This is a genomic window from Neorhizobium sp. P12A (genome assembly GCF_008365395.1).
In the GTDB taxonomy this organism is placed as follows: Bacteria; Pseudomonadota; Alphaproteobacteria; order Rhizobiales; family Rhizobiaceae; genus Rhizobium.
Window position 1 is genome coordinate 118,495 of record NZ_QOVX01000007.1, and the last position, 24,268, is coordinate 142,762.

General features: G+C 59.0%; 21 protein-coding genes. 12 read left to right on the forward strand and 9 right to left on the reverse strand.

Annotated features, from left to right (window positions below; genetic code table 11):
- Window positions 1-27: 27 nt before the first annotated feature.
- Window positions 28-909, reverse strand: coding sequence for a dihydrodipicolinate synthase family protein (locus DTW90_RS20500; RefSeq protein WP_132523574.1), 882 nt, complete (start codon window positions 907-909; stop codon window positions 28-30).
- Window positions 910-1,266: 357 nt separating this feature from the next.
- On the opposite strand from DTW90_RS20500, the gene DTW90_RS20505 reads away from it, so the two are divergent.
- On the forward strand, window positions 1,267-2,373 hold the full coding sequence (locus DTW90_RS20505) for a Gfo/Idh/MocA family oxidoreductase (protein WP_210251421.1): 1,107 nt from the start codon (window positions 1,267-1,269) through the stop codon (window positions 2,371-2,373).
- Between the two features lie 64 nt (window positions 2,374-2,437).
- Here DTW90_RS20505 and DTW90_RS20510 read toward each other — a convergent pair whose 3' ends face one another.
- Window positions 2,438-3,337: a LysR family transcriptional regulator gene (locus tag DTW90_RS20510; RefSeq protein ID WP_132523573.1), complete on the reverse strand. Its 900-nt coding sequence runs from the start codon at window positions 3,335-3,337 to the stop codon at window positions 2,438-2,440.
- A 111-nt stretch (window positions 3,338-3,448) separates the two neighbouring features.
- Here DTW90_RS20510 and DTW90_RS20515 point away from each other — a divergent pair, with 111 nt between their 5' ends.
- From DTW90_RS20515 to DTW90_RS20550, 8 genes are all read left to right on the forward strand, one after another.
- Window positions 3,449-4,204: an alpha/beta hydrolase gene (locus DTW90_RS20515; protein ID WP_188079997.1), complete on the forward strand. Its 756-nt coding sequence runs from the start codon at window positions 3,449-3,451 to the stop codon at window positions 4,202-4,204.
- Window positions 4,201-6,120, forward strand: coding sequence for a TRAP transporter large permease subunit (locus DTW90_RS20520; RefSeq protein ID WP_132523571.1), 1,920 nt, complete (start codon window positions 4,201-4,203; stop codon window positions 6,118-6,120). Before DTW90_RS20515 ends, DTW90_RS20520 begins: the two co-directional genes overlap by 4 nt.
- 51 nt (window positions 6,121-6,171) lie before the next feature.
- The gene (locus tag DTW90_RS20525) at window positions 6,172-7,215 is read left to right on the forward strand and encodes a TRAP transporter substrate-binding protein (protein ID WP_132523570.1); all 1,044 of its coding nucleotides are present in this window, start codon (window positions 6,172-6,174) and stop codon (window positions 7,213-7,215) included.
- Between the two features lie 28 nt (window positions 7,216-7,243).
- On the forward strand, window positions 7,244-8,212 hold the full coding sequence (locus DTW90_RS20530) for a D-2-hydroxyacid dehydrogenase family protein (RefSeq protein ID WP_132523569.1): 969 nt from the start codon (window positions 7,244-7,246) through the stop codon (window positions 8,210-8,212).
- A 32-nt stretch (window positions 8,213-8,244) separates the two neighbouring features.
- A complete protein-coding gene (locus tag DTW90_RS20535; RefSeq protein ID WP_149340590.1) occupies window positions 8,245-8,988 on the forward strand; it encodes an aldolase/citrate lyase family protein in 744 nt (247 codons plus the stop codon).
- 11 nt (window positions 8,989-8,999) lie between these two features.
- Window positions 9,000-9,755, forward strand: coding sequence for a fumarylacetoacetate hydrolase family protein (locus DTW90_RS20540; RefSeq protein ID WP_132523567.1), 756 nt, complete (start codon window positions 9,000-9,002; stop codon window positions 9,753-9,755).
- 97 nt (window positions 9,756-9,852) lie between these two features.
- Entirely contained in the window at window positions 9,853-11,010 is a 1,158-nt protein-coding gene (locus tag DTW90_RS20545; protein ID WP_132523566.1) for an iron-containing alcohol dehydrogenase, read from the forward strand.
- Window positions 11,011-11,054: 44 nt separating this feature from the next.
- Window positions 11,055-12,770 carry a dihydroxyacetone kinase family protein gene (locus tag DTW90_RS20550; RefSeq protein ID WP_132523565.1) on the forward strand — a complete coding sequence of 572 codons (1,716 nt, stop codon included), beginning with the start codon at window positions 11,055-11,057 and terminating at the stop codon, window positions 12,768-12,770.
- A 61-nt stretch (window positions 12,771-12,831) separates the two neighbouring features.
- Here the strand turns inward: DTW90_RS20550 and DTW90_RS20555 are convergent, their stop codons facing one another.
- Complete coding sequence (locus tag DTW90_RS20555) at window positions 12,832-13,854, reverse strand: LacI family DNA-binding transcriptional regulator (protein WP_188079998.1); 1,023 nt, start codon at window positions 13,852-13,854, stop codon at window positions 12,832-12,834.
- 363 nt (window positions 13,855-14,217) lie between these two features.
- Here DTW90_RS20555 and DTW90_RS20560 point away from each other — a divergent pair, with 363 nt between their 5' ends.
- From DTW90_RS20560 to DTW90_RS20570, 3 genes are read left to right on the forward strand one after another with little or no spacing between them, the layout of a single operon-like run.
- Entirely contained in the window at window positions 14,218-16,104 is a 1,887-nt protein-coding gene (locus tag DTW90_RS20560) for a TRAP transporter large permease subunit (RefSeq protein ID WP_132523563.1), read from the forward strand.
- A 33-nt stretch (window positions 16,105-16,137) separates the two neighbouring features.
- Window positions 16,138-17,169, forward strand: a complete 1,032-nt coding sequence (gene dctP, locus DTW90_RS20565) for a TRAP transporter substrate-binding protein DctP (protein WP_132523562.1) — start codon at window positions 16,138-16,140, stop codon at window positions 17,167-17,169.
- Window positions 17,170-17,215: 46 nt separating this feature from the next.
- Window positions 17,216-17,875, forward strand: coding sequence for an HD domain-containing protein (locus DTW90_RS20570; protein ID WP_149340594.1), 660 nt, complete (start codon window positions 17,216-17,218; stop codon window positions 17,873-17,875).
- A 79-nt stretch (window positions 17,876-17,954) separates the two neighbouring features.
- On the opposite strand, the gene DTW90_RS20575 is transcribed toward DTW90_RS20570, so the two are convergent.
- From DTW90_RS20575 to purU, 6 genes are all read right to left on the reverse strand, one after another.
- The gene (locus tag DTW90_RS20575) at window positions 17,955-19,292 is read right to left on the reverse strand and encodes an NAD(P)/FAD-dependent oxidoreductase (RefSeq protein ID WP_149340596.1); all 1,338 of its coding nucleotides are present in this window, start codon (window positions 19,290-19,292) and stop codon (window positions 17,955-17,957) included.
- Between the two features lie 51 nt (window positions 19,293-19,343).
- Window positions 19,344-20,384, reverse strand: coding sequence for a DUF3445 domain-containing protein (locus DTW90_RS20580; RefSeq protein WP_132523559.1), 1,041 nt, complete (start codon window positions 20,382-20,384; stop codon window positions 19,344-19,346).
- Window positions 20,385-20,418: 34 nt separating this feature from the next.
- Window positions 20,419-21,384, reverse strand: a complete 966-nt coding sequence (locus DTW90_RS20585; RefSeq protein WP_149340597.1) for a PDR/VanB family oxidoreductase — start codon at window positions 21,382-21,384, stop codon at window positions 20,419-20,421.
- Window positions 21,381-21,986, reverse strand: coding sequence for a dimethylamine monooxygenase subunit DmmA family protein (locus DTW90_RS20590; protein WP_149340599.1), 606 nt, complete (start codon window positions 21,984-21,986; stop codon window positions 21,381-21,383). Before DTW90_RS20590 ends, DTW90_RS20585 begins: the two co-directional genes overlap by 4 nt.
- 9 nt (window positions 21,987-21,995) lie before the next feature.
- Window positions 21,996-23,129 (reverse strand): aminomethyltransferase family protein, encoded by a 1,134-nt coding sequence (locus DTW90_RS20595; RefSeq protein ID WP_149340601.1) that lies wholly within the window; start codon window positions 23,127-23,129, stop codon window positions 21,996-21,998.
- A 169-nt stretch (window positions 23,130-23,298) separates the two neighbouring features.
- Window positions 23,299-24,183, reverse strand: a complete 885-nt coding sequence (gene purU, locus DTW90_RS20600) for a formyltetrahydrofolate deformylase (RefSeq protein WP_132523555.1) — start codon at window positions 24,181-24,183, stop codon at window positions 23,299-23,301.
- Window positions 24,184-24,268: the final 85 nt, after the last annotated feature.

A 24,268-nucleotide genomic window follows, 5' to 3' on the forward strand; every position in this document is an offset into this window, starting at 1 on the left:
TGCGTCTCCTTCGCGCACAGCCAAATCTCACGCCGCCTTCGACCGGAATAGCGACTCGAAAGCGTCGGCCAGCTGCTTTTGCCCTTCGCCGGATATTGAAACGAGCGGAGGACGGACCGCAAGCCACATCTGATCGCCGGTCGATCTTGCCACCATGACTTTTACCGCCGGTGTGACCGGATGCTTCAGGAGTTCGACCACGAAGTCCGCAATGCGGCTATCCTCATATCCGTGCTCGGCCATGGCCTTGACTTCGCGCGGCAGGAAATTTGCCATGCCCGAGATCGCGCCCTGGCCCCCGAGCTGCACGCCCTTGGCCAGATGCCGCTCGTCACCGATCAGGATGATCAGATCCCCATGCGCTTTCAGCAGAGATTCGGTGTACGGCCAGTCGCCCGAGGAATCCTTGACGCCGACCACAGCCGGAAAAGCCTTGCGAAGCCGGCCGATCAGCGGGACCGAGAGCGCCACCATCGTCACCGACGGAATGTTGTAGACGATGACATCGCGGGCGGTGTCGCCGAGCTTCGAAAATACCGCGCCGAACCAATCGAAAAGGCCGTTGTCGCTGACATTCTTGAAATAGGAAGGGGGCGCAAGCAGGATATTACGAACACCCTTGGCAAGCGCATATCCCGCCTGCGCGGCCGCATCCTCTGCAGCATCGACCAGAACGCCGACTACGATCTGGTTGGCCGCGATTCCGGCATCTAGAAATGCCGACAGGACAAGCTCACGCTCATGCGTTCCGATAGAAGAACCTTCACCGGTCGTTCCGAAAAGCGTTACGCTGGCGCAGCCTGCCGAGAGGCTACGCTTTGCCTGTTCGATCATCGCGTCGACTGCGATCGCGCCAGTCGAATCAAATGGCGTCGCAAGAGCGACTGAGAGCCCAAATTTCTTCGTCAATTAAAATCCTCCTCGCGGTTCACTGAAGGCGTAACACGCTAACATGTTAGTTGTAAAGAGGTGATCGCGGCACTGACATCTGTTGCTGTCACAGTGAGCCAAGCTGCAGTTTTGCTGCCGGGAGCCATCTCAATCGTTGCAGAATGATGAGATTTATCTATCGCAATGGGGCAAAATAATCGATTTTTCTGCGGCCCAAGTCTTCGATACAGTCTGGCCTATAGGCAGAATTTTATACGCGCGAATGCGGCTATCCAGCTCAGCCTCCTATCGAAGCCACCGTCCCAATCCGACGAGCACATCGGGGAATGGTGACCCCGCCTCGACTGAGCAGCAACTGCGTGTGAAGAGGGAAAAATGGTAGATAGAACAATCCGGCTCGGCATTATCGGTTTGAGCTCCGCTGAATCCTGGGCTGCGAGAGCGCATGTTCCGGCACTGAAGGCTATAACCGGTTACGAGATTGCGGCGCTCTCCACGTCGAATATCGACTCGGCTGCGAAGGCTGCAAAGACATTTGATGTACCGGCCTTTTTCGACAATCCGGTGCAACTGGCGAAGCATCCCGATGTGGATGTCGTGGTCGTTGCGGTGAAGGTTCCGCATCACCGGGAGTTGGTTACGGCCGCCCTCGATGCGGGGAAGCCCGTTTATTGTGAATGGCCACTCGGCAATGGCAGGCAGGATGCCGAAGCCATGGCTGCGTTGTCGCGGGACGCTGACGTCACCGGCTTCGTCGGGCTGCAAGGCCGCGCTTCTCCGGCACTACGCTATATCCGCGATCTTGTGAAAGCAGGTCACATCGGCGACGTGGTTTCGACCACACTGGTGGGGTCGGCTGGCGCCTGGGGGGCTACGATCGATCCACGCCTCGTCTATGGTCTCGATCGTAAAAACGGGGTGTCTATGCTGACGGTTCAGTTCGGTCACACCATTGATGGTCTATGCTGGTGCCTGGGGGAATTTTCCGAAATATCCGCCACCCTGGCAACGCGTTTCCCGATGGTGAAGCGAACGGATACGGGCGAAATGGTGCCGAAAACGATCGACGATCAGATCGCGGTCGGCGGCATTTTGCAGAATGGAGCCGTCGCCTCGGTTCACTATCGCTCCGGATCATCTTCCGTCGCCAATTTTCTCTGGGAGATCAATGGCACAGAGGGAGATCTGGTGATCACCAGCAACCAGGGCCGATTGCAATATAGTGACTTCCGAATTCAGCACGGTCCTGGCAAGGGAGGCAAACTGGCTGACATGGTGGTGCCGGAGGCCTATAAACTGGTTCATACCTGTGCTCCGACCGATATGTTCTATACGCTCGCCCATGCCTATACGCTAATGCACAAGGATATCGTCAACGGAACGTCCCATGTACCGAGGTTCTCCGATGCCCTTGTCCGCCACAAGATGATCGAGTCGATCGAAACGGCGTCATCGACAGGCTCGCGCCAAGCCTACCTGTAAGCCCCTGCCTATCGGCTGAAAGCGCCACGCGCTCCTTGGGCGCGTGGCGCCAATTTCCCTTCGGTCATTTGAACAACTGATGATGGGAGATCAGTTCCTTGGTCAAACTTACGATCGCTTCCAGGTCAGGCCCGAATTCCACGATCTGATAGCAAAGAAAAACGCGGTGCGCCTCGACGGGAACGCTCACCGGGACTGTTATCAATTCCCCTCGCGCAAGCTCCTCCGCGACCAGGCGCGCAGGAACAAGACCAATCGCAAAGCCGCTCTTGATCATGAGAAGCGTCACCGAGAGGCTATTGCAGGTGCTGACGCGGCTAGGGGCACTGCCGCCAAGCGAAAACCAGTTTGTCATCGTGGTGTGCAGGCGTGCCGTCTGCGGGCTGACGATGAGGTGGTTCTGCGCCAGATCGGCGGGCGTCAAAATACCCGGCGGCAATTTGAGCTTGCTGCTCGCAATCCACGCCAGCTCGTTTCGTCCGATCGGCACCCGCTGAATATGGCTTGCCACGCCGGGTTCGGAGATGACAGCGATATCGAGCTGATGGTCGTTCAGCAGCGCGCTTATCATGCCGGTGTCGCCAACTGTGACCGATGTCTTCAGCTTGGGATATTGCTGCTCCAACCGACCCATCAGATCGGTGAGGCAAACATGGGCGAAGCTTTCATTTACGCCCAGTCTCAGGAGGCCAAGCAATGGGTTTCGTTTCTTGAAGCGGACCACCGCCTCGTCTGCCGTCTCCAGCATCCGGTCCGCATACTCGAGCAACGCATGGCCATCAGCCGTCAGCGTGACCTTCGGGCCATTGCGGGTGAAAAGCTCCGTGCCGAGGACTGCTTCGAGATCCTGGATGCGATGTGAAATGCTCGGCTGCGTAATGCCGACATGCTGCGCGGCCGCATGAAAACTGCCGAGGCGAGCGATGCGCTCGAAAGCGCGTATCTGAGCGAGTGTGATAGCCATGATAAGTTTTATCAATCGGAATGGCTAAAAACAATCGATTTTTCTCTTTGCTCCCATGCTGCTATGCAGGTTTACGACGTCTTAATGACTGTCATATCTGGGAGGATAGCGATGCCGGTACTTTCGGTAAACGACGGCGAGATTTTCTATGAGGAAAGCGGTGAAGGATATCCGGTGCTTCTGTTCGCGCCGGGTTTCCTGGGATCGCGGATAGAGCGCTGGCGCACCAATCCTTCGCGTCCCGGCGTCGATCAGGACTGGCGCGATCCCATTCCGGTCTTCACGCCGCATTTCCGCGTTATTAGCTTCGATGTCCGCAATGCCGGAAGTTCTCGCGCCAGCATCGGTCCGGACTACAGCTGGTCCTCCTACACCGCGGATCATCTTGCACTGCTCAAGCATCTCGGCATTGCGCGATGCCATGTGATGGGAGGCTGCATCGGCGTCTCCTTTGCGCTGGCTCTGGAGCAGGCGGCACCGGGGACAGTCTCGGCTCAGATTCTGCAAAACCCGATCGGGCTCAGCGACACCAACCGTGCTGCCGTCGACGGCGAGGTCGCCCACTGGGAGTCGACGGTTGCAGGTCGGTCCGATGTCGATCCAGCGCTCTTGAAGGCGGCGGGTGAACGCATGTTCGCCACCGATTTCATCTTCAGCGTGACCCGGGAATATGCAGCAACCTCCACCGTGCCCACGCTGCTCATGCCCGGCGACGACACGATGCACCCGGTATCCGTCTCAGCCGACATCGCCCGTCTCACGAAAGCGGAGGTGCTGGCGCCGTGGAAAGGGCCGAAATACCGGGATGCCGCCATCGAACGCGCCCGTGATTTCCTTCTTGAGCATACTCCGGAGGTGTCGTCATGACGATGAACGGATTTGCCGCTCACGATGAAGACAGCGTCATCGAACCCGTCCTTGAAACCTCGGGACTAGACGTACCTCAGCACTCCTTCCGCCGCCAGTTCGATGCTCTGGCGCTTTCGGTCGAAGTTTTCGTCGTCGTCGCGCTGATCATCAATATCGTCGTGACCTTCTCCAATACGATGCTTCGGTACATTCTCGGTCAGGATTTGCCCTGGGCTGCCGATGTGTCCACGCTTCTCCTTTCCATCATCACCTTTCTCGGAGCGCCGGCCTTTATGCGGCGGGCATCCGGAATGGCCTATATGGCCATCATTGATCAGGCGACCGGGCTTCGGCGCGACATCCTGAGAAGTTGCGGCTTTCTGATCGTCATTGCGCTTTGCCTTCTTTCCCTGTCCGTCTTCCCCGACTTCTTTGCCGCGCAGGTCAAGCAGGTTCTGCCGGTTCTGCAAATGTCGCTCGGGGTTGTCGCCATATGGCTAGGCGTCGGCCTCGTGCTGACGATCATCTATACGATCGAGAAGCTGTCGGACGTTTCGTGGACTGGGCTGGCCATCGCGTTTGCCATCATGGCTGTGCTCGGCGCTTTGGTGATGCTTCTTCGCAGCGGCTATTATTCGGGGGCGCTGGAGCTGGATCCGTTCCTGCCCATCCTCGGCTTCCTGGCCTTCGCCTTCGTCACTGGCACGCCGATCCCGTTTATCCTGGCCTCCGGTGGTGCATTGTACTTCGTCATGACAGGCGATGCGCCGCTGGTCGGGATTCCGGCCGCCTATCAGTATGGCATCAGCAGCTTCGTCCTTTTGGCAATCCCGTTCTTCATGGCCGCCGGGGCGCTCATGGATGTAACGGGCATGGCCCGCAAGCTGATCGATATGGTCCAGGAATGGGTGGGGCATTGGAAGGGTGGCCTGCTGATCGCCGAAGTTCTCGCAACATATGTCTTTTCGGGCGTCAGCGGCTCCAAGGCCGCCGATATCGCTACCGTTGGATCGGTCATGAGGGCCCCGATGCGGGAGCGCAACTATCCATCGACGGAATTCGTGGCTGTGCTTGCCGCGTCTGCTGCCATGGCTGAAACCATCCCACCGTCCGTTGCAATGCTGATACTGGGCTCGGTGACCAGTCTTTCGGTCGGCGCACTTTTCGTTGCGGGCTTTCTGCCGGCGGCGATCCTGGCAATCGCCTTGATTCTCGCGATAGTCCTTCGCGGCCGGAAAAGAGAATGGCCCAAGGGTGCTCCGTTCAATTTGAAAAGGGCGTTGTTCAGCCTGCCACCGGCTCTGCCTGCACTGGGTGTGCCCGTTATCGTCATTGGTGGCCTTGTCGGTGGTATCGCGTCGCCGACGGAGTCCTCTTCCTTCGCTGTCGTATATGGCTTTGTCGCAGCACTCTTCTTCTACCGGAGCGTAGGGCTCGCTTCTTGCTGGCGTGCGCTGCGGGAAGGAGCGCTTGTCGCGGGTATGGTGCTGCTGATGGTGGGCATGGCCAATTTGATGGTCCAAGCAATCGTGGTGGATGGTCTCGGCGCGACGATGGTCAGCGTGTTCAGTCAGACGGTAAGCCCAACGGTCTTTCTCTTCGTCAGCGTCGCGGCTCTCATCGTGATCGGCTTCGTGCTTGAAGGTTTTCCGGCCATTCTGATATCGGCGCCGATCCTTCTGCCGCTTGCCGTCAAGCTGGGCATTGATCCGCTTCAGTTTGGAATCCTCATCATCATGGCCACGGGCATCGGCGTAATGATGCCGCCGATCGGTATCGGCTTCTACATCGCCTGCACGGTCGGTGAAGCCCCCATCAATGCGACGATGCGTTCGAGCATGTACTACAACGCCTTCCTCATCCTGGGCGTCGTGGTCGTCATCCTCTTTCCGCAGATCACCACATGGCTGCCGACGGTATTCGGCATGCACTGAAATGCAGCATCTCATTGAAACGCCTAAGCTTAATCATACCGGGAGGGTATAATGAAAAAATCCAGCATCGACCTCGGCACAGCAACCCGCAGCCGTCGTGAATTCCTCAAGCTTTCGGCGGCGGCCGGTGCTGCGGCCACTGTCGCGGTCACGGGCCTGGCGACGCCTGCCCTTGCGCAGCGGGCTCGCACCCTGCGCTTCGGCAATCCGCAGCCCACCAGTTCGAACTACCACAAGGCGATGATGATGTTCGCGGAGGAGGTCGCGACGCTTTCATCGAACAAGATCAAGATAGAGACATTCCCGAACTCTCAGCTGGGTAGCATCAAGGAAATGCTGACGGCCGTGCAGCTCGGCACCCTGTCGATGAGCAATGCCACGCCCGCCTGGTATTCCAATTTCATCCGGCAGATGGATGTGTTCACCTTGCCGTTCCTTATCTCCTCCCCGGACAAATTGAGATCATCGTTCGACGGCGCCTTCGGCGCGAAGATGGAGGAACTGTCGGAAGCGGCCGGGTTCAAGATCCTTGGCTCGTGGCTGATGGGCGCGCGCCATATGGTCAACAACGTGCACCCGATCAATACGCCCGCCGATGTTGCCGGCCTGAAGTTTCGGGTTATCTCAAGCCAGGTGTACCTCCAGGCCTTCCGCGCCATGGGTGCCAATCCCGTCGCGCTCGATTCCGCTGAAATCTACCTTGCCATGCAGCAGAAGGTCGTTGATGGACTGGAATATCCCATTCCTGACCTGATCGATGTCAAGCTCTACGAGGTGAGCAAATACGTCTCCCTCACAAGCCATGTCACCGATTTCTTCGTCGTATCGATGAACAAGGGACTGTGGGACGGCTTCGGGAAAGAAGAGCAGGGCATTCTGCAGGCCGCGATGAAGAAGTCGATGGATTGGGAATGGCAGGCTCAGCCGCAGACAACAGCCGCGGCCGCCGAGAAACTCAAAACCCTCATGCAGATCAACGATATCACCCCGGAAAATCGCGCGCTGTTCGTAAAGGCGACCCAGCCTGTCTACCAGCAGTTCGAGGCTTCCATCGGCAAGGATATTATCGATCTGGCTGTCAAGGAACTGGGCTGATGCAAAGGGTTTCAGCAGGAGAAATGGAATGACGAAAGTCGCAGTGATCGATGACTGGCAGGGCGTCGCCCGTACCAGTGCGGATTGGAAGCCCTTGTCTGCCCGCGCGGATGTGAGCTTCTTCGAAGATTCCCTCTCAGGGGAGGATGCCGTCGTCAGGCGTTTGCAGGATTTCGACATCGTGATGACGATGCGCGAGCGGACACCCTTTCCGGCAAGCCTGATCGCGAGATTGCCGAAGCTTCGGATGCTGAGCGTGACGGGCATGCGCAACCTCTCGGTGGATTTGAATGCCATGGCCGAGCGGGGCATCACCGTGACGCGCACCGAAGCAGGCGAGGGCGGTGAGGCAACGGCGGAGCTGGCGCTTTGCTTGATGCTTTCGGCTGCGCGTCGCGTACCGGCAGGTGACGCGGCGATCCGGGCGGGAGGCTTCCAGAGCGGCGTGGCTCCGGGCTTTGTTCTGCGTGGAAAAACGCTTGGCCTGATCGGGCTTGGACGGCTTGGAGCCCTCGTTGCATCCTATGCGAAAGCGCTCGGGATGAACGTGCTGGCCTGGAGCCCGAACCTGACGGCAGAGCGCGCTGAAGCCGCCGGAGTGGCTTATGCGACAAAGGACGAGCTTGTCGCGCGCGCCGACTTCATCAGCATCCATATGGTCCTTGCGCCGCAGACGATCGGCATCATCGGAGCGCGTGAGTTCTCGCTGATGAAACCAGGCGTCGTGGTGGTCAACACATCGCGTGGCCCCCTCATCGACGAGCCGTCGCTACTGGCCGCGCTTGCGGCAGACAAGGTCGTTGCCGCTCTTGATGTCTACAACCAGGAGCCCCTGGCGGCCGATCATCCTTTGCGCAGCTCCAAGAACACCGTTCTGTCGCCGCATCTCGGCTACTGCGTGCGCGAAAATTTCGACGTCTTCTACAAGCAGTCGATCGAAAATGTTCTCGCCTTTCTGGACGGAGCGCCGATCCGCCTCCTGACCGCTACGAAATAATATGGAAATTCCTTCAATCAAAGGGCACCGCAATGGATAAGATCGCAACGAAGCAAAGCCGCAATATCGTCAAACAGGCGGCAGCAACGCGGGAAAATATTCGGGGCATTCATCTTACCTTCCCTGCACCGACCATCATCGAGGTTCTCTCCTCGCTGGATCTCGATTTCGTCTATCTGGACGGCGAACATGGCTCCTTCGATACGAGGGACCTTGAGACGGCGTGCATCGCAGCCGAACGATATGACATGGTTCCAATTGCCCGCGTTCCAGATCGGTCTGCGGCAACCATCACGCGGTTCCTCGATCGAGGCGTACGCGGCATCATTATTCCGCATGTAGACTCGGTGGCCGATGCCAAGGAAGCGCTTGACGCGGTCTATTTTTCGCCGCAGGGCAGCCGCTCGTTCGGTGGTGGCCGGCCGTTCTTTACCGAGATCGACGATCTGCCCGGCCATCTTGCCGCCTGCAATGAAAATGTCTCGGTCGGCATCATGATCGAGAGCACCGAAGGGCTCGAAGCAGCAGAAGACATTGCGGCGCTACCTGGCGTCGATTATTTCAGTTTCGGTCTCAACGATCTCGCCCAATCGCTTGGATATCCCGGCGAGCCAAATCATCCCGAGGTGAAGCGCATCGTTGAGGAGACGACCCAGCGCATCCGTCAGGCAGGAAAGCCTGTCCGCGAAGACTTCATGAATCTCGCATGGATCAATCAGGTTCTTCTTGCGGGTGCTCGCAAATTGCTCGTACAGCAATCGACGAAAGCCTACTGAGGAGGAATATCATGCAAGAGAAATACATTCATAACGCGGCGAACCTTCTGGCGAAGGCGCGTCTTCAAGGCCTATCCCTGAAGGAGTTGCCGGCGGATGCGAGGCCAACCACCTTTGCCGATGCGGCCGCCATCCAGAATGAAACGGCAAAGATCCTGGGCGAGAAGATTGTCGCCTATAAGGTTGCCGGCACCGATCCTGAGACCGTGATGTGGGGCGGAATCCTGGCGTCCCGCTTACTCGCGCACCCTGCGAAGCTGCCTGCCTCGGCTGTTCCGCTGCTGGGCGTGGAAGGGGAGATTGCCTACCGCTTGAACGTCGACTTGGAGCCCTCTCACCGAACGCTGACGCTCGAGCAGTTCGATGAGATGACGACCGTCGTGCCGACGATAGAAGTGGTGGATACGCGGTTCGTCAGCTACACGGACGCACCGCCCATGGATCGCAACGCGGATTTCATGTCCAACGGCGCGCTCGTTTACGGCGACCCGTGGCCCAATAGCAAAGCAACCGATTTCACCAAACTTCCGATCAAGCTTTCCAGTTCGGGAGAGGTCTTGTCGGAGACCGTGGGCGGCCATTCCGCGGTCGACTCCCGACTGCCGGCTTTGGCGTTTTTCCGGTCGAAGCACCGTCCTGATTATGTGCCTCAGGGAACGATCATCACGACAGGCACCTATACTGGATTGAAATTCGCCAAACCCGGCGACACCGTTTCCGTAGCCTTCGAAGGCTACGGCCCGCTTGAGATCACCTTCACGGTGTGACGCCAGGCAACAGGATGAATGTCTAAAGCTGCGAGCGAAGGAAGCCGGCTGCCGCTGAAACGCCAGACGGTTTCCGACGCTTCGACGGGAGGATGCCATGCCCTTAAACTTTGACCTGCAAAACACCACGAGGATCGTGTTCGGCCAGGGTAAGATTGCCGATCTCGATCATCTGCTGAGCCGAAACGAAAGGGTCCTGCTCCTTTTCGGTGGAGGAAGCATCAAGTCAAACGGAGTCTATGATCAGGTCATGCGCGCACTGGGAGACCGGCACGTCATTCCGTTTGGCGGCATCGAGCCCAACCCTGAGTACGATACCATCCTTGAGGCCGCGAGGCTCGCGCAGCATGAAAAAGCGACGTTCGTTCTCGGCGTCGGCGGCGGCTCCGTTATCGACGCTGCGAAGTTTCTGGCCGCCATAATTCCCGTCAAGTCCGGGGACGCATGGGATCTGCTCGTATCAGGTGCCGCCTTGCCGGATCCGCTGCCGAACGGCGCTGTTCTGACGCTGCCGGCAACCGGCTCCGAAAGCAATCCCGTGTCCGTCATGTCGCGTCGGACCCGCGGCCTGAAACTGCCTTTTGCGATTGAAAAGGCCCGTCCGAAATTTGCCGTCCTCGATCCCTCGACAATGAAATCCCTGTCCCGGCGGCAGTTGGAGAATGGCGTCGTCGACGCGGTGACCCATGTGCTTGAGCAATATCTGACGCAGCCGGCCAATCTCCCGATCCAATATGGCTTCAGTGAAACCCTGCTGACTGTCCTGTTCGAGGCCGGGCCGAAACTCATCGATGAGCCGACGGATGAAGTGCGCGACACGGTCATGTGGGCGGCCAATCAGGCGTTGAACGGGCTTATCGGCGCTGGCGCACAACAGGATTGGTCGACCCATATGATCGGCCACTCACTCACGGCGCTCTACGGCATCGATCATGCGCGGACGCTGTCGCTCGTCATGTCGCATCTGTTGCGCGACCAGCTGGAGCTCAAGCTCGCAATGCTAGCCCGCTTCGGCCGGAACGTGTGGAAGCTCGAAGGGAGTGACGACCGTGCAGTTGCCATGGAAGCGATCGCTTTCACGGAGCAATTCTTCAGCCGCATGGGCTGCCCTGTACGTCTGAGCGAATTGCCGAATATTGCCTTTGATGTGGAGCACATCATCGAACATCTGGAAAAGGCGCATCAGTTGCCTCTCGGCGAGAGACAAAACCTGAATGCAGAGGATGTCCGGCGGATTCTCAAAGCCGCTGCGTGAGCCCATTCACAGGAATCATTTCCAAACAGTTCGGGAAATTGACGATGAAGAAACTTATAAACGATCCCAAATTTGTCGTTCGGGAAATGCTCGAAGGCGTGGTTGCGATGTCGCAGGGGCTTGCCATCTTGTGTGACGAGAATGTTGTCATCCGCAACGATCTTCCGGGCAAGCTCAACAGGAAGGTCGCCGTCATTTCTGGCGGTGGTGCCGGGCATGAGCCTGCACACGCAGGCTATGTGGGTGCTGGGATGCTGACGGCGGCTGTGGTCGGCGACGTATTCACTTCTCCGAGCGTCGATGCGGTGCTTGCGGCCATCCGCGCTGTTTCAGGCCGTGCTGGCGCTCTGCTTATCGTGAAGAACTATACCGGCGATCGGCTCAATTTCGGGCTTGCGGCCGAGATCGCCACGTCGGAGGGCATCCCGACCGAGATGGTTCTGGTTGCCGACGACGTATCGCTGCGCAACACCGTTTCAGTAGAGAGGCGCCGCGGTATTGCCGGTACGGTGTTCGTCCATAAACTGGCCGGCGCGGCAGCCGACGCGCGACTGCCTCTTTCGGATGTAGCGCGCATTGCACGACAGGCAGCTTCCGAGGTTCGCTCGATGGGCGTCGGGCTTGGCACCTGCATCGTTCCTGCTGTCGGTCATGCCGGTTTCAGCCTCGGGGAAAACGAAATCGAATACGGACTGGGCATCCATGGAGAAAAGGGTGTCGAGCGAATGGCAATGAAACCGGCCGATGAGATTGTCGACGACGTGCTCAGCACTATCCTGTCGGATTTCGGCGAGGCCTCGCCGTCCAATGTTGCGGTCCTCGTCAACGGCCTTGGCGCGACGCCGCAGATGGAGCTTGCAATTGCCCTGCGCCACAGCCTTTTCAATCTGACGCAGCGGGGATTGAAGGTCGAGCGAGCCTGGTGCGGCAATTTTATGACCGCTTTGGAAATGCCGGGTTTCTCCCTTTCGTTGTTGCCGGTGGACAAGGAACGGCTTGAGTTGCTCGACGCCCAAGTGGATGCTGCCGGCTGGGCCGGAAATGGCCTGATCCGCTATCCCTTTGCAGTGGCTGAAGGCGAGGCCGTGGAAGCTGTCTCGCAAATCGATGCGCAGGATGGTCCGCTATCCGACAAATTGCGCACGGCCGCCCGGTCCATCGCCGATGCACTGGAGCAGGCAGAAGCCGAGCTCAGCGATCTCGACGGAAAGGCCGGCGATGGTGATCTCGGCGCAAGCATGGTTCGCGGCGCGGCGGCCATCAGGGAGCTTGCCGACGCAAGCTATGCGACGCCGTCGCGCTTCTTGGCCGATCTTGGAACGTCGGTGCGCCGCGCCATCGCCGGCAGTTCCGGTCCGTTCTACGCGACAGGCCTGGTGCGTGCCGCAACCCATCTGCAGGGGATAGATGATCCAGAAGAGATCGATTGGCTGAAAGCCTTTGCGGCTGCGATCCAGGCCATTTCGGATCTCGGAGGAGCAAAACGCGGCGATCGAACTATGTTGGATGCCCTCTATCCGGCACTGGATGCTTGGGCTAACGCCGCATCTGCCCCGCACTCGCCGGTAGCGGCATTTGCCGCCGCGGCGTCGGCTTCCACCAAAGGCGCGGAGCAGAGTGCAAATCTCACTCCCCGGGTCGGTCGCGCGAGCTATCTCGGCGAACGCGCGCTCGGATTTCCCGATGGTGGGGCCACAGCTGTCGCGATCTGGATGAATGCAATCGAACGCTCGTTGCAGTCCTCCGATTGCTGCCACTGAGGCAATGGGCACCGGGGAGGAATGCTTCGTGATGCGTGACAAAGGTTAGGGTCGGAAGATGTCAGTCCACGGCTTTGCGCAAATCGACCGGGAAAATAAGTCCGGGAACGGGAGCGGTCGTTCGCCTTGCGATCAACTGGGGTTCCAGTCGTATCTTGCGCATCGTCGTGCGACCCTTGAGCGTATCGAGCAGGAACCGCGCGGCGCCGTCTCCCATTTCCTTGGCCGGCACGTCCATGGTCGTCAGGGGGGGGCTGATGTGGGCGGTGAAGTCGAGATTGTCAAAACCAACGATCGAGATGTCATTCGGCACTGCAAGGCCCATCTCATGACATTCGATAAGCGCACCGAAAGCAAGAATGTCGTTGCCGCAGATGATCGCCGTCGGCCGCGGGATCAGCGCCTGCAGCACGCGCAAGGCTTCCCGACCGCTTGGAATGCTGTAGGGGCGCTCGATAATAGCGGACGGATCGAGTTCGATTCCGTGACGGGCAAGCGCTTCCCTGACGCCCGCCACGCGCGTGGCCGCACGGTCGTTGCCCTCCATCAATGCACAGATGACACCGAATGTGCGGTGCCCAAGCCCGTACAGGAATTCGGCTATGTCGAAGGAAGCTTGTCGGTTGTCAATGCCGACGCAGGGATGCGCCCCATCCGGCCTGAACACATAGGTGTTGATGTAGGGAATGTCGGCAGCCGCCAGCATCGGATAGAATTCAGGATGATGACATTCTCCAACCAGAACAAGGCCTTCGGCGCCCCGTTCTATCAGGACAGCGGTCTGTTCCTTTTCCCTGTCCAGGTCGTAGTCGAAGGTCGCGACAAGAAGAGAATATCCTTCGCTGGCAAAGCGCTGCTGCGCGGCGTCGACCAGGCTGGCATAGATCGCATGGTTGAGAGTCGGAATGACGATGCCGATCATGCGCGAACGATTGGAGCGGAGGGCCCTGGCGGCACTGTTCGGCATGTAGCTGAGCGCACGGATCGCGGCCTGTACTCGCTCGCGTGTTTCGGCCGATACGAGATCCGGCGTATTCTGGACTCGTGACACTGTTGCCGTCGAGCATCCCGCCAGTCGCGCCACGTCGCTGACCCGGACAGCTTCACCTTGATTTTTCTGTAATCGTTTTCTTTTTTCTGGCGCCATGATTGATCTTAATAGTCGTCCTCTGACGCCTTGACAAGATATCCGCAAAACTTTGCCGAGCAATGAATCCGGCATTCAGCCCCAAAATCGGCATTATCTAGGGAGTTTATATGAGATATCCGGACAATCTGAGGTCCTCTTTTCAGCTGCGGTTCCATAGATTCCGTTTGACGCATCCTGCAAAGAAATGTAATCCATTACATTAATGATCTCGACGGGCGGGAGGCCCAGACACGGAGACCAGGCGACGGCAGGTCGAAAAACCCCGTTCGCAATGGTGCGTGCACCAGGGAGGAATGCATGACAGTTGAGGTGGCTCCGGCCTATAGGGCCGAGGTTGACGGGGTTGAGGATCTGCATCCTGTTCCGCGCTGGCTTCAATGGATCGACGAGGCTGCGATCGCAGTCCTGAATATCTCATTGGTAGGGCAAGTTCTGCTCATTTTCGCGAGCACCATTCTGCGAAGCTATACCAATTCCCCGCTTGTGGTCGGCGTAGCCGAAACGGCTCATCCTTTCCTGGTGACCATCTCCTTCCTCGGAGGTGCCGTTTCCTACAGCCGCGGAAATTTCGTCGCCATCACCTTCCTGTCGGATCGGATGCCGGCGCATGTGAAGCCGTTCCTCGCGGCTCTGGTCGAGTGGACCGTTATTCTGGTCACCGCGCTCACTGCTTATTATTCCGTGCCCCTGCTGTTTTCCAATCTGGAAGAGACGACGATCGTTCTCGGCATCGGTTACGCGTGGCTGACAGTGCCGATCACGATCGGATGCGTGCTCTTCGTCGTACATGCCGCGGTCCGTCTGTTCCGGCTTCCCATTGCCGCCGCAATTTCCATGTTCTTCATTCCGGCGATCGCGGTCGCGTTGTTCCTTGTCAGCCAGGATGCGCTCAGCGCGAATCTTCCGGCCCTATATGCCGTGCTTGCCGGCATGTTCCTGGTGCAACTGATCCTCGGGATCCCGATCGGCTTTGTCCTTGCCACAACAGGTATTGTGTGTGTCTTGGGCTCGGAATCCTCGGACATGGTCGCGGTTGTCACGAATGCACAGCGCGGATCGGATGGGTTCATTCTGCTTGCCCTGCCATTCTTCATCTTCGCCGGCTTCATCATGGACCAGGCCGACATCGGCTCGAAGATCGTGAACCTGATCGTTGCGTTGATCGGCCATGTTCGTGGTGGATTGCTGCAAGTCATGGTGGTGGGCTGCTATCTAGGCTCGTGCATTTCCGGCTCTAAGGCCGCCGATATGGCCATGATCGGCATTCCGATGTCCAAGCAGCTCGAGGAGGAAGGGTATCCGGCGCCAGAGCGGGCCGCGGTGCTTGCGGCGGCGGCTGCGATGTCCGAATCCGTGCCCCCGAGTATCGCCCTGATCCTGATTGGATCTGCAACTGGCATATCGACAGGTGCACTGTTCGTTGCCGGTGTGCTTCCGGCGGCGACACTTGCCTTTTGCCAGATGGTGCTCATCCGCATCCGCGCCTCGATGTTCGGCTGGAAGCCCAGGCCGCGTGCGCCTTTCAGCCGGGTCGTCTCGACCGGCCGCAGCGCCATTCTTCCGCTGCTCCTGCCGGTCATCCTCATCGGCGGCATCATTGGTGGTTTCGGCACACCCACGGAAGTCTCGACTTTTGCCGTCATATACGGGCTGTTTCTGGGCTTCCTCTACCGCAAGTTCACGCCGGCCACCCTGTGGCAGACGCTGACCAACGCCTCGATGCTGAACGGCATGGTCTTCTTCACGGTCAGCATGGCGACGGTCTTTTCCTGGGCGCTGACACTAGAGGGCGTTACCAGCTCGCTCGCCGATTTCGTCGGCGGTTTCGGACCGACGGGATTTCTTCTGGCGGTGATCGTCATTTTCGTACTGGTCGGCGCTGTTCTCGAGAGTTTCGTCACGATCATCATCCTGGCGCCGTTGCTTATGCCCGTTGCGGTGTCGCTTCATATCGATCCGCTGCACTACGGTATCGTGATGGCTGAGGCATTCGGTATTGGTGTCGTTCTTCCGCCGGTCGGCATCGCGCTTTACGTCGCCTGCAAGATCACGGGCGCCAGGGTGGAGGCCACCAGCCGCATACTGCTTTGGTATTTGAGCGTTCTGGTGATCGGCCTGCTCATACTGGTCGCCGTGCCTTCAATCACAACAATTCTGCCCACCCTGTTCAACATCAAGGGTTGATGGGCAGCGAGGGGAAACGAGAGGAGTGTTACTATGTCCGCATTTGATTTTCTAAACGGAGCAAGCTCCAACGGCGTATCGCGCCGACAGCTGTTGAAACTCGGCGGCGCGGTGGGAGCCGCCTCCATTCTCCCAGCCGGCATTGTGAGGGCTGCGGCAGCGAAGAAGCTTCGGCTCGCCCATCCGGCCCCCACCGAGCACGGCTGGCATCTCTGGGCACTGGAATTCAAGGCGCAGATAGAGAAGCTGACAGATGGCGGCGTGACCGTGCAGATTTTCCCGAATGCCCAGTTGGGAGGAGAGCGCGATATTGCGCAGGCGGTTCGTCGCGGCTCCGTCGAGATGGGTGGCATCGGCGTCGGTCTTTCGGGATGGGTGCCGGAAATGTCCATCACGGACGCTCCCTTCCTTTGGAAGACGCGCCAGCAGGCCTACAACGCATTCGCCGGCGAATTCGGCGACGATCTGCGCAAGCTTTCGCTCGATAAGGGATTCAAGCTCTGCGGCTGGACCGATCTGGGCTTCCGCTGCATGACCAACAACGTCAAGCCTGTGCTCAAGGCGGACGACATGCAGGGCCTGAAAATGCGCGTCCCCAATTCCCGCGCCTATATCGCCCTCATACAGTCTCTGGGCGCCTCGACTGTCGCAGTCGATCTGAGCGAGCTTTATCTGGCCCTCCGGCAGGGCGTCGCTGATGGCCAGGACACGCCGGCTCCGGTTGTGAAATCGACCAAGCTCTATGAAGTCCAAAAATTCGTGTCGAAGACCGACCACGTGCTGACGACGGCCTATATCGTGATCAATCCGGACGCCTACAGCAAACTTTCCGAGACCGAACAGGACGCTTTCAACAAGGCTTCGAAGGCAGCCGACGACCATGTCCGGATGCTGACGGTGCAGCAGGAGACCGAGGCCTACACCTTCTTTGCATCCAACGGCCTCAAAGTTTCGACCGACGTCGATCGCGAGTCGTTCCGAACCAAGACCGCATCGGTTCTGACAGGCAATCCCGACCTTTTCCCTCCCAAGCTGATCGAAATGGCCAACGCAACTGCTTCGTGACCGATCCGACAGATCTCCCAAGTCAACAAGAAATGAGGTTCACTCGATGGAGCAGACTAAGACCACCACCGCGACCCCGCCCCTGGCAAAGCAGGGGCGTCCCATTACCGATGAGATACGCGATATCGTCCGCAGGGATCTGCCTGAGATCGCGGAGATCAGGAATGACGATCTCCGCGCAAAAGTTGTCGAGGCCTGGGCCTTCGCCTTGGCAGGAAGCAGCTATAATTCGCTGGTAGAGATGCCGGCCTGCGGTGTGCCCGGCATATTCGAAGCGATAAGCGGCAATCAGACGGATCATTTTCGTACCGTCACGCGCCAGGCCATTCTGGTAGCGGACGACTTCATCCGGAATTTCCCGCAGCTCGACATAGACCGCGATCTGGTTGTCGCCGGCGCGCTCTGCCATGACATCGGCAAACCGTGGGAATTCGACCCGGTAAACCGGGAACGGTGGGCGTCTTCGCCCCATACCGGAAGGCCGGCATTGAGGCACCCAGCCTACGGCGTCTACATCTGCCTGACCGTCGGTCTGCCGGAAGAGGTCGCACACGTCGCGGCCGCGCATTCGGCGGAAGGCAATATGGTCGCACGCAGCATCGAAAACTGCATCATACATGCCGTCGACGAAGCCTACTGGCAGGTCATGACCGCCGGCAATCAGGTCAAGCCCGAGACGATCCCAGCCGCCTTCCGGCGGCCATAAAAGAACGGGCGGCAACTAAAAACCCGCGACAGGAACGCCGAAGCGCTCCGGTCGCGGGAACGAACGTCTTTGGGGGACGTCAATTGCGCAGATATTCCTCCATCGAGTCATCAAGGGCCTCGACCCAACGCGTATGATGCGTCGGCGACATGTTGCCGGTCATCAGCGAGCGATAGGCATGGTCGCGGAAGCCCATGATGTTGTGGGCCTTGTGATGTTCCCACTCCATGAACGTCTTGTTGGTGCCTTCGATGTCAAAGCTCGGATAGTCGGTCTCTGCGAGTAGCTCCTTCACATAGTCACCCTGATACCAGATCATCTGCTCGGCATCTTCGAGCGTCTCCTCGCGGGCGCGCCACATGTCGAAATTCGCCTGCAGCTCTTCTTCAGGCGGCAGCTTGATGCGGCCCATCATGACGTCACGCGCCCACCAGGCCTGCACGTCGAACATGTTGAACGTGTAGAACTGGTCCTGCATGCCGATATAAAAGAGCTGCGGATTCTTGTCGAAGATCACGCCCTTGTAGAGGTGGTCGGCCCAGAGCCGGTTGGCCGTCTTCAGGCGCAAGTCGTCGGGCAAGAACGGGAAGTGATGCTGGTAGCCGGTGCACAAGATGAGGGCGTCGACCTCCTTGGTCGAGCCGTCGAGGAAATGCGCCGTCCGGTTCTCAAGCTTGGTCAGAAGTGGCCGCTCCTCGAAATTGTCCGGCCAATTGAAGCCCATCGGCTTGGAGCGATAGCTTGTTGTCACGGATTTCGCGCCATATTTCCAGCACTGCGATCCGATGTCTTCGGCCGAATAGCTGCGTCCGACGATCAGGATGTCCTTGCCCTTGAATTCCACCGCGTCGCGGAAATCGTGGGCATGGAGCACACGGCCGTTGAAGGTCTTCACGCCCTCGAAATAAGGCACGTTCGGCGTCGAGAAATGGCCGGTTGCGACGACCACATAGTCGAATTCTTCGTCATACATCCGGTCTTCGATCCGGTTATGCGCGGTCACCGTGAACTTCTTGGTCTCCTCGTCGAAGCTCACCATGCGCACCGGCGTGCTGAACCGCACCCAATGACGGACATTCGCCTTCTCGACGCGGCCCTTGATGTAGTCCCAGAGCACGGCGCGTGGCGGATAGGAGGCGATCGGCTTGCCGAAATGTTCCTCGAAGGAATAGTCGGCGAACTCCAGGCATTCCTTCGGGCCGTTCGACCAGAGGTAACGGTACATGCTGCCGTGGACGGGCTCGCCATATTCATCGAGCCCCGTGCGCCAGGTGTAGTTCCAAAGCCCGCCCCAATCCGACTGTTTTTCGAAGCAGACGATTTCCGGGATTTCGGCACCCTTCTGGGCAGCCGATTGGAAGGCGCGCAATTGGGCAAGGCCGGATGGGCCGGCGCCGATGACGGCTACTCTAGTCATGTATCATTCCCCTTTTATTGGTAGGCTGTCTTCAAACGCATTCCTTTTGCGTCAATCCGGATAGATACCGGGGCTGGTCGGCGCCCCGTCGTCATAGGCCGAAAGCCAGTCGATCGTGTCCTGGCGAAAGCGGGTCAGTCCCTTGTAGTCGATGAGTTCGGGTGGCAGTGTCTTCAACACCCGCGGAAAGCGACGCGCCCATTTCGGCACGGTCACCAGTTCCTGCATGTTCATCAGGTAGCAGCGGATGACGAATAGGATGCCGTTGGAACGCGGCAGCCGCCAGAGGCTCTGGAGTTCGACACGCAGGTGCACCTTTTCGCCGACATTCTGCGGGGTGACCGTCGTGCGATCCGGGCCCCATTTCGGATAGTTCTCCGGGCTGGTGTCGAGCCGTGGATTGATCGTCATCGTCCAGTTGAAGCGACGCGTCGGCTTGCCCTGCTGCAGATTGAGCAGGAACTTCAAGGCGCGGTCGAAAACGCCCATCTGATGCGCCAACGGCACTGGTCCGTGCCATTCCATGAAGTTCATGCCGATGTCGAAATCGAGCGACCAGTCGGCCTGGGTCGTCACCATGCCGGCATCCATCCAGAGATTGCCGTCGCGCTGGTCAACGATGCAGAAGTCTCCCTGCGCCTGCCGTGTGATGTATTCGAACGGTTCATACGGCAGGGTGGATGGATCGCCGAAGGTGAAGGTATCGTCGATGCCGAGCGGCCGGTTGATCCATCTCCACCTGTCGCCGTTCCTGATCAGCGTGAAATGCTCGGGGTAGCCGGCGGCCTGTTCTTCCATCAGCAATTCAAGCGTGTCCCACTGTGCCGACATCATGTGGGGCAGGGCCTGATAGCGTAGCGGGTCCTCCTTCAGGACGAGCGCGCGATCGCGCATCTCCGCAACATAATGTTCGTCGACATCGATCAAGTTTTCGAAGACGGTTCCCGTACGTCCCTTCTCATGCGGTTCCATGTTGACGGAATACATGTATTCGTCCCGCTCGAAGGGAAAGGGAAAGCGGCGAATGTTTTCCGGGCTGTTGCGATAGCTGAAGTCGTCGCGGAAGGTTTCCTGTTTGAAGGCGATGGCCATGGTCATTCTCCCTGTTCCGCGTTTGTCGTCTTGGCTAGAGATCGAGATGCAACGTCTTTCCCTCGAAGCGGGAGACGCAAATCATCACCTTGCCGCCGGCTGCTTTTTCTTCGTCCGTCAAATAGATGTCCTGATGCAGAAGCTTGCCTTCGCAGGCGACGACTGCAGTCTCGCACTGTCCGCAGGCTCCGCCGCGACAGAGGAAGGGCGCATCGACGCCGGCAGTCTCGATTGCTTCCAGCATGCTTTCGTGGTGACCGACATGGACGCTCTTGCCGGAGCGAACAAGTTCGACCGTGAATGGCTTGCCGGGTTGCGAAGAGAGGAAGCGCTCAGAATGCAGGTTCTGCTCCGGCCAGCCGGCCTCGATCCCGGCCTTGAGCACACCGTCGATCATGCCTGACGGGCCGCAGACGTAAAGATGCGTGCCGAGCGGCTGGCTGTCGAGAAGGCGCGCCAGCGGCGGGACGCTGCCTTCCGCGTCGCAGTAGAACTTGATCCGTTGCGAGCCGTAGTGCGCGACCAGCTCTTCGGCATAGGCGGCGCGATCACGGGTGCGCACGGCATAATGCAGCTCGAAATTGGCGCCCTCGCGGGAAAACTGCTCCATCATGGCGATGAAGGGCGTAATGCCGATGCCGCCGGCGATCAAAAGATGCTTGCGGCCGCGCCAGTCCGGCTGGAAGAGATTGACGGGGTAGCTGACCTTGATCTCGTCGCCTTCGCGAACCCTTTCATGCATGAAAGTCGAGCCGCCGCGCGACTCCTCGACATGCAGCACGCTGATCTCGTAAGCAGAGCAATCATGCGGCGCGGACATCAGCGAATAGGCGTTGCGCCTGACATGGCCCCCATCGTTCATCGTTACGATGACGTGGGCACCGCCCGAGAAATAGGGCATCGGCTGCCCATCCAGCCGCTCGAACCGGAAGCGCTTGATGCGGTCGGCAACAGGCGTCACCTTGGTCACACGAACCGGAATTTCAGTACCACCGCTCACAGGAACAATTCCTCCGGATCAGGGGCGCTGCCCGGCTCTTCCGCATCGATATTGACGCCCTGGAAGGCACCGAGCCGGCGAGAATAGTGGTCGCGCACCAAAAGCGGCAGGCCGCAATGGCTGCAGGTGAAGGGGCTGTGGGTCACATCGTCGGTGATGCCCTTGCAGTGCACGCATTGCACCCTTCGCGCCAGCGAGCCGCGATGCTCCGTGATGACGGAGGCGTGGTCCATGCCATATTCCAGCGCGACCATCATCACCTGGCCGATAAAGCCCTCGGTGCCTGAAATATAGAGGCGGGTACCCATACGCGCGCTTGACAGCGATCCCTTCAGCCGGAAGAGCAGCGTCGAGATCGTCGGCGCCACGTAGAACATGTCGGCGCCGAGCTTGCGCAGTGCCTCGTCATGTCCCGCGCCCTGCGAGCCGCGGGCGACGTAGAGGATTTCGCTGCGGGAGAGGGCGGTTTCGTCGAGCGTCGACCGTTGCTCCAGCAGCGCCTTTGCTCCCTCTCCCTCGAGTGCGAAGAGATGTCGCCTTGCGTATGGCTTGATGGCAAGACCGCTATAGACCGGCCGGCTCTTGATGCCTGCAACGAGCATGGGCACTCCTTAACCTATGGCTGTCCTCTTCTTCTTTTCCGGATCATCGAAGGGCAGCATATGTGCAATCGCGCTCGGCTTCACGGTCTTGCCGCGCACTTCGAGCTTCGTGCCTTGCACCGCTTTGTCGACGTCGAGGCGGGCGATCGCCATGGATTTTTTCGTTAGCGACGAATAGCTGGGGCAGGTGATGACACCGACCTTTTTACCGTCTGCGTAAACTTCGTCGCCAAGATCGGCCGGCCCGTCGGCATCGATCAGCATGCCGAAAATCTTGAAGCGTTCCTTGCCTTTGAGCCGCGCATGTTCCTCCGCGCCGCGGAAGCCGGTCTTGCCGGGGCTGACGGTGAAGTCGAGCCCGAGTTCCCACAGGCTGTCGCCCGGCTGCTCGTCAGCGAAGGGATACATCTGCGAATTGTCATAGGGATAGAAGAGCAGGTAGCTTTCGACCCGCAGCATATCGAGAACGGAGAAGCAGCAGGGAATGATGCCCATTTCCTTGCCTTCCGCGACGATCCGGTCCCAGACCATACCGGCATCCTGGCCGCGAACGAAGATTTCGTAGCCGCGCTCGCCGGTGTAGCCGGTACGCGAGATCATCACGGGCGCACCGAAGAGAGTCGTCTGCATGTGATGGAAATATTTGAGATCGCGGATGCCGGGCACATATTTGGCCAGATAGTCGACTGCAAGCGGCCCCTGCAGCGACAGATCGTGCAGATCGTCGTCGAAGAGCACGGCGCAGTTGCGGCCCGCCGCCTGCTTGACGAGTTCCTCATGGCCGGAGCCGGAGCCGTGCACCAGCATCCAGGAATTCGGACCGGTGCGATAGACGATGCAGTCGTCGGTGAAATGGCCGCGGTCGTTCAGCATCGTGGCGTAGACTGAGCGACCGGGATAGATCTTCGTCATGTCGCGCGTGGTGATGTAGTCGAGAACGGCGATGGCGTGCGGGCCGACTAGGTGCACCTTCTTCAGGCCCGAGACATCCATGATGCCCGCCTTGGTGCGAACGGCGACATGCTCTTCCGACATGTCCTTCTCATAGGTCCAGGCGGTTCCCATTCCGCTCCAGTCCTCGAGTTTCGAACCCAGAGCCCGATGTCGATCCGCCAAGGCGGAGAAACGCCAAGATAAAGCCATTTCGTTCCCTCTTTTTCCTGTACGGAATATTTATTTCTTGACTATATTCGTCTTTCCCGTTGTGGCAAGCCGATCCAGACGATTTTATCGGCTTGTTTCGCTCTAAATTTCAAAACCTCGGGGCGCTTTTCAGGCATAGCGATGACAGCCGATCTCCCTGCGCTGCCGCTCACCCCATCCTCTCCGACGCATAGCTACCCGGGCTTGCCGGGAAGACGACGGTGCGGTTGCCGTTGATGAAGGTGCGGTGATGGATATGGGCATGGATGGCGCGGGCCAGCACCTGGCTTTCGACGTCGCGGCCCATCGAGACATAATCCTCGGCCGACTGCGCATGCGTGACGCGCACCGTGTCCTGCTCGATGATCGGGCCTTCGTCGAGATCGGCGGTGACATAGTGCGCCGTCGCCCCGATCAGCTTCACGCCGCGCTCATAGGCCTGCTTGTAGGGATTGGCGCCCTTGAAGCTCGGCAGGAAGGAATGGTGGATGTTGATGATGCGGCCGGACATCTTGCGGCACATGGCGTCCGACAGGACCTGCATGTAGCGGGCAAGCACGATCAGCTCGGTGCCGCTCTGCTCGGCAAGGTCCAGAAGCTGGGCTTCCGCCTGCGGCTTGTTTTCCTTGGTGACGCGGATGTGGTGGAAGGGGATGTCGTGGTTGACGACGACCTTCTGGTAGTCGAAATGGTTGGAGACGACGCCGACGATGTCGATCGGCAGGGCGCCGATCTTCCAGCGATAGAGCAGGTCGTTGAGGCAATGACCGAAGCGCGACACCATCAACAGCACCTTCATGCGCTTGGTGGCATCGTGCAGCTCGGCATCCATGGCGAATTTCCCGGCGACCGGCTTGAAGCCCTCGACCAGCGCCTCGGCGCCGACCCCTTCCTCAGAGATGAAGCTGACGCGCATGAAGAACTTGCCGGTGTCGAGATCGTCGAACTGCGAGCTGTCGACGATGTTGCAGCCTTGGTCGGCCAGATAGTTCGATATCGCCGCAACAATCCCGCGCGTCGACTTGCACGATACCGTCAGAACGTAGCTCTTCATGTCGTTTTCCTCGCCGCTGCGGCGTATATCGCATCCTTAAGAACCGGCGGTCGCCGCCGGTCCATGGCCCCTATAAATTTCGAAA